This window comes from Variovorax sp. 01T439_2 (assembly GCF_056398445.1).
In genome coordinates this window covers 1-5,680 of sequence record NZ_JBFTPJ010000328.1, presented here as the reverse complement: position 1 = coordinate 5,680, position 5,680 = coordinate 1, and the positions used below count along the sequence as shown (strand labels likewise).

Genomic DNA, 5,680 nt, shown 5'->3' with positions numbered 1-5,680 from the left:
CGTCGTTCTCGACAAGGCGAGCCAACCAATGGTCACGCGGCTGCGTCTTCGACGTACGGTTTAGTTCAAAGGCAAGTTCTTCATAGTTGTCCAGCCGCTGTGCTCGCTCAGCGAAGCGCGGGTCCGTCGCCAGGTCCTCGCGCTCAAGGGCCTTGAGCAAGCCCACCCAGAACTTTTGAGGCGAGGACATGTGCACGGCCACCAGCGATCCATCTTGGCAGCGCAATGCGTAAGACTGCGACGCGCGCACTCGCATCAAAGGATCCGGCTTGACGCCAGCCATCRTGAAGTTGGCGAAGGGATCGCTGATGAACGCCATTGTCGATTCCAGCATGTTCAACTGGAGCGTACGGGGCTTGCCTGTGCGTTCTCGCTCGAACAGCGCGCCGAGGATGCCGTAGCTGGCATACATGCCAGTCAGGTTGTCCGCAATCGAGGGCCCGGTTATCTGCGCGTCGGCACCAAGCAGGAGGCTGGAGATGCCGCTCAGCGCTTGCCCCACCGCGTCATAGGCCGGCCGATCAGCGTACGGCCCTGACTCCCCGAAACCCGTAATGGAGCAGACGATCAGACGAGGGTTGACTTCCCGCAGCTTGTCCACGCCCAGGCCAAGCCGCTCCATCACGCCGGAGCGGAAGTTCACTATCAGCACGTCAGCGCTTTCTATCAACCTCAGGAACGCCTCCTTACCCAGCGCACCTTTCAGGTTGAGCGTGACCCCTTTCTTGTTTCGGTTGTAGGTGGCGAAGTAGGGACTGTAAGTACCGCCGCGGAAAGACCGGAAAGGATCGCCATCCTTCGGGTTTTCCACCTTGACCACCTCGGCGCCTAGATCCGCCAACAGTGTGCCGGCCAGCGGCCCCGTGATCATCGCCGTGAGTTCGACGATTCGCACGCCGGTCAGGGGCGAGGTTGGGTTCTTGTCCATTTTTCCTTCCACGTCATTGCAACGCCAAATACTGCATGCTAGGATGCCTCATCCAACTACCTTTGTCAACAGACCTACTTGCCATGGATCTCCTTTCGACAAATGTCTCGATTCCCATCGGTTCTGACCGCATGGACGCGTACTTCACCCGACCTGCCCAAGCCAGCGGCTCCATCGTTTTGATCCAGGAGATCTTCGGTGTCACGCCCGCGATGCGTTCGATCGCGGACGACCTTGCCGGAGCGGGCTATGCAGTTGTTGTGCCGGACATCTACTGGCGGCTGGCACGTAATTTGGACTTGGGCAACGGCGAGGACGCCAATGAGCGCCAAGCGGCCGTGGACTACTCCCTGCGCTACGACGAGGTCACGGGAGTGTTGGATCTGACTGCTTGCGCCGACTGGCTACAGGCAGAACAGGCGGTAGACCAGCGGCCAATCGTGTTCGGCTTTTGCCTGGGCGGCCGAATGGCGGTTCGCTTGGCCGCTGCCACACCACTGTCCGGGATGATTTCCATGTACGGGGTGGGCTTGAACAAGCTGGGCGATCTGATCCAGGCGATCAGATGTCCTGTGCAGTTCCACTTCGGAACGAACGACAACCACAACCCTGTCGAGGTCATCCAAGCGGTCCGCGACGAAGTCGCCAAGCGCGAACGGGCCAACGACGAGTTCCATACCTACGAGGGCGCCGAGCATGCCTTCTTCAACCGGCTTCGAGCGGATCGCTTCAATCCAGGTGCGCACGAACTCGCGAGAAGTCGAGCACTGCGCTTTGCGGCCAGCCGCTTTGCCGAAGCAGTACCCAGGGACTCACGAGCATGATCGAATCCTTATTGCCATACGCGGTCAACGAGCTCAAGGGTCGAACGGCACTAGTGACAGGAGCGGCACAAGGCATTGGCCTGGCAATCGCGCAGCGCTTGGGCGCCGCCGGTGCCAGTCTCGTCCTGGTGGATGTCGCAGCACACGAACTCCAGCAGGTGGCCACGCACTTGCGGGAACGTGGTGGCAGCGTTATTGCCAAGGCAATGGACATCGCTGACCGGCCAAGTGCCCAGGCGCTGCGGGCGGAGCTGGTCGAAGCATCTTCCGGGATCGACATCCTGATCAATAACGCAGCGATAGGTCCTGAGCGCAATGATCCGGCCTATCTCGTGGCGAAGCCCAAATTCTGGTCTACCCCGGACGCGCTGTGGCTCGAAATGCTGCGGGTCAACGTCTTTGGAGCTCAACTGCTCAGCACACTGTTCGCTCCGGACATGGTACGGCGCGGGTGGGGCCGCATCATCAATGTCTCGACCAGCCTAGATACCATGTATCGCCAGGGCATCGGCCCCTATGGGCCTTGCAAAGCCGCACTGGAGGCGTCATCGCGCATCATGTTCCAGGATTTGGATGGATCTGGCGTTACCGTCAACGTGCTACTCCCCGGTGGACCAGTGAACTCCCGCATGGTGCCGGCGGACTGCGGGATAGAACCCGAAGACCTGATCCAACCCGAGAAGCTCGCCGAGCCAGTGCTCTGGCTGTGTTCGAACGAAGCAAATGACGTCACGGGCTTGCGGCTGGTGGCGAGGCACTGGGACTTGGCGCTCTCGATTCAGGAACGCCTTACCGCAGCAACCGCGCCGATTGCCTGGCCACAGTTGGGCGCGCAATCGCACATCCCGGTGGCCAAGGCCTGATTCCGCGGGAACCGTGCAGCCTGGTTGCTTGGTGCTGCGAACAACGCAGGCTCAATCTGCACTCGTCACTGTGCGCCGGGACGGGGGGCGCGTGGCGCTACACCCTTTGCTGGGACTGCTCGCTTCCAAGCGTACCGATTGAGGCTGGGGGAGATCCGTCAGAAGAATTGACCGGCGGGGGCTTTTGATTTTTCTTTTCGTCCGTCGTTGCGCGCTCCTCGTTCGCCAGAAGCGAACGAAACGAGGCAGCGCGATAACAGGCTGCACACATGCTTATTCGGGCGTCAGTGTGATGTGGATGRCGTCCCGCCCGTCGGTCACCTCTCGCCCGAGCGTGCGCACCGCCTCAGTGCCTCTGTCCATTCCAAAAGAATGCGTGCAGAGTGGCCTTAGCGCCTCTCCGGCATGCGTGACGATGTCGATCGCCAATTCAGTCGATTCCCACCCTGCGCTCAGCACTCCGACAAGCTGAATCTCCCGCAGCACTGCCTTGTCGATCGGAAACCCGTCGAGTGGTTTGTTCGCTTTGAGACCGGCCAGCACGATTCGCCCGCCGCGCTTGACCATGTCCACGCCCTGGATGATCGGAGCCATCGATCCTGCCGACACGTCAAGGACGACGTCCGCCAATCGTCCACCGGTGATTTCGACCACGCGCTCCACTGGATCCTCCTTGTCGACATCGATGACCGCCGTAGCACCAAGCTGTAAGGCCAGATCCAAACGGCCGCGGTCAGACGATGTCCCGGTCACAATGATCTGCGAAGCGCCTGCCCTGCGTGCAGCCACGGCGGCCAGCAGCCCCCGCTGACCTGGACCAGCGATCACGACCGTCTTTCCGAGCGCAGCGCCGCCCACCTCGTACACCCAGCGGATTGCGTTGGACAACGGATTCACCAAGGTCATCAGGTCGGTGGCGACGCTCGTGGGAAGCTTGTGCACCATCGTCTTCGGATGCAGGTACACATGACTCGCGTAGCCGCCCCACAGCGACGGCGCAGAATGGATATTCTGGTACAGGCCATACCCCAAGTCGGACTGACACCGCGTGTACTCGCCCGCTATGCAATCTGCACAGTGCCCGCAAGGGATGATCGGCTCGACCGCGACGCGGTCGCCTTCTTGCACACGCCAACGCTTGGCTGCCGTGGGCCCGATACGCTCGATGAATCCCATGATCTCGTGGCCGGGCACGATCGGCATGCCTCCGCCCCAATCACCAAGGTGGCCGAGCCACTGTTCATAGTCGGTGCCGCACAGACCACAGGCTTCGACCCGCAACACCGCGTCGTCGTCGCTGATCTCGGGTAAGGGGAATTCACGCAACTGGAGGTTCTTCGGTGACTCCAGCACCAACGCTCTTGCGCCGCTCATAGTTCTTTCTCCTGCCTCTCAGGGGCATCACATTGATCTTGAATCAACACCAAGCCTTCTTCAGAGAACGGAAGCGCTTTCTGGATCGCTCTCTTGGCTTCCCGCAATTCGCGAGGGCTGTTGATGGCCGCCGCTGCTACCAGGTGTCCTTCTTGCACAAAGAAGTCGATGAAGCCGCTGTCACTCGCATTGGCCTTTCGGTACTGCTGCGCGCCTGGGGGCACGACGCCCAACAACTGAAAGTTGATGTCGAACTGGTCGGACCAGAACCACGGCAGCTCTCTAGTGACGGGCTCGGCGCCCAGCATCGCCTTCGCAGCTGCCACCCCTTGATCCTGCGCGTTCTTCCAAGATTCGAGGCGTCCCCTGCCCTGTCCCAGCGGCTGGTCGGTCACGTCACCGCAGGCAAATACTCTGGGGTCCGAAGTCCGGCAGTGCTCGTCGACCACGATTCCATTGCCAACGTCCAGCCCGCAGGACCGTGCAAGTTCGTCGTTCGGCACTGCACCGATGCCTACGAGCACTACCGTAGCAGGCACGATCGAACCGTCATCGAGCTCAACCCCTTGAATCTTTCCATTTCCCACGAAGCGCTTGAGGCGAGCGCCCAGCCGAACGTCCACGCCGCGACTAACGTGCTGCTCCAGGAAATACTTGCTGAGCGACGGAGGAAGCGAGCGTCCGCAGAGTTGATTGGAAGCCTCGAGCACCGTGACATGGGCGCCGCGCGCTCGCAGACCTGAGGCAACTTCCAGCCCGATCCAGCCGCCGCCCACGACAACCAGCCGGATGGCAGTTCCGAGGTTGGCGCGAATGGCCAGGCAGTCGTCGATCGTCCGCAGGTAATGCACGCCCTGCAGCTCGGCCCCCTCGCAGGACAATTGCCGGGGTCGAGACCCCGTCGCCAGAAGCAGCTGGTCGAAGTGAAACGATTTTCCATCCCGACAAACAACCTGGCGGCCGGCCCGGTCGACTCGCTCGACGTGATTCCCAAGCTCCACTTTGATTGCCAGCTCCACAAGGCGCTCTTGCGACCACAGTTGACATGCACCGGGTCCCAGCTCGCCGAGCAACACTTGCTTCGACAGGGGCGGACGTTCGTAGGGAAGATGGCTTTCATTGCCAATCATCTGCACTGAGCCGGTGAAGCCTGAGTCGCGCAACGTCTTGGCTGCCCAGCCGCCGGACTGCCCGGCTCCGATGATGACGATGTCGTTGACGTTAGACATGTTCGCGGCCGACTAAAGGTTAAGGAAGATCTTGTTGTCGACCACCGTGACGGGGTACGTCTCCAGATCAGACTCCGCGGGCGGGCCCATGCATTTGCCAGTGCGGATGTTGAAGACAGCGCCATGCAAGGGGCACTCGATGGTTTCGCCTTCCACGAAACCGTCGGACATCAGGGCGTAGGCGTGCGGACACACGTTGTCGGTTGCGAAGAACTCGTTGTTGACCCGGTAGATCGCAATCTTCTTTCCCTGGCCTTCATAGGCGTATGGAGCGTCCTGCGTGACCTTTTCACATGCGGCGATAAGCTGAAGCGTCATGACGGCAAGCGACTAGGCGGCAGCGGGCTCGGCAGTGTCGCCGGGCATCAGTTCGCCGTGATGACGTTCCAGGAATTCGTCCATCTCGCCAAGCTCGGAAACGACGTCGAGAGGCACAACCGCGTAGGCACTGCCATCCTTGAC

The 5,680-nt window shown here is 61.0% G+C and carries 6 protein-coding genes; 2 read left to right on the top strand and 4 right to left on the bottom strand.

Annotation, left to right across the window (positions count from 1 at the left end):
- On the bottom strand, positions 1 to 928 hold a 928-nt coding region (locus AC1DOC_RS16635), incomplete at its 3' end, for a CaiB/BaiF CoA transferase family protein (protein ID WP_478130109.1).
- 83 nt (positions 929 to 1,011) lie between these two features.
- Here AC1DOC_RS16635 and AC1DOC_RS16630 point away from each other — a divergent pair.
- Together AC1DOC_RS16630 and AC1DOC_RS16625 are read left to right on the top strand one after the other, a co-directional pair.
- Positions 1,012 to 1,752: a dienelactone hydrolase family protein gene (locus AC1DOC_RS16630; RefSeq protein WP_478083235.1), complete on the top strand. Its 741-nt coding sequence runs from the start codon at positions 1,012 to 1,014 to the stop codon at positions 1,750 to 1,752.
- Positions 1,749 to 2,615, top strand: a complete 867-nt coding sequence (locus AC1DOC_RS16625) for an SDR family NAD(P)-dependent oxidoreductase (RefSeq protein WP_478080737.1) — start codon at positions 1,749 to 1,751, stop codon at positions 2,613 to 2,615. Before AC1DOC_RS16630 ends, AC1DOC_RS16625 begins: the two co-directional genes overlap by 4 nt.
- A gap of 273 nt (positions 2,616 to 2,888) precedes the next feature.
- Here the strand turns inward: AC1DOC_RS16625 and AC1DOC_RS16620 are convergent, their stop codons facing one another.
- The 3 genes from AC1DOC_RS16620 to AC1DOC_RS16610 are packed head-to-tail and all read right to left on the bottom strand — an operon-like array spanning position 2,889 to position 5,536.
- On the bottom strand, positions 2,889 to 3,989 hold the full coding sequence (locus AC1DOC_RS16620; RefSeq protein ID WP_478130108.1) for a zinc-dependent alcohol dehydrogenase: 1,101 nt from the start codon (positions 3,987 to 3,989) through the stop codon (positions 2,889 to 2,891).
- Positions 3,986 to 5,218, bottom strand: a complete 1,233-nt coding sequence (locus AC1DOC_RS16615) for an NAD(P)/FAD-dependent oxidoreductase (protein WP_478080735.1) — start codon at positions 5,216 to 5,218, stop codon at positions 3,986 to 3,988. The genes AC1DOC_RS16620 and AC1DOC_RS16615 overlap by 4 nt, the downstream gene beginning before the upstream one ends.
- A gap of 12 nt (positions 5,219 to 5,230) precedes the next feature.
- A complete protein-coding gene (locus AC1DOC_RS16610; protein WP_478080734.1) occupies positions 5,231 to 5,536 on the bottom strand; it encodes a non-heme iron oxygenase ferredoxin subunit in 306 nt (101 codons plus the stop codon).
- Positions 5,537 to 5,680 lie beyond the last annotated feature (144 nt).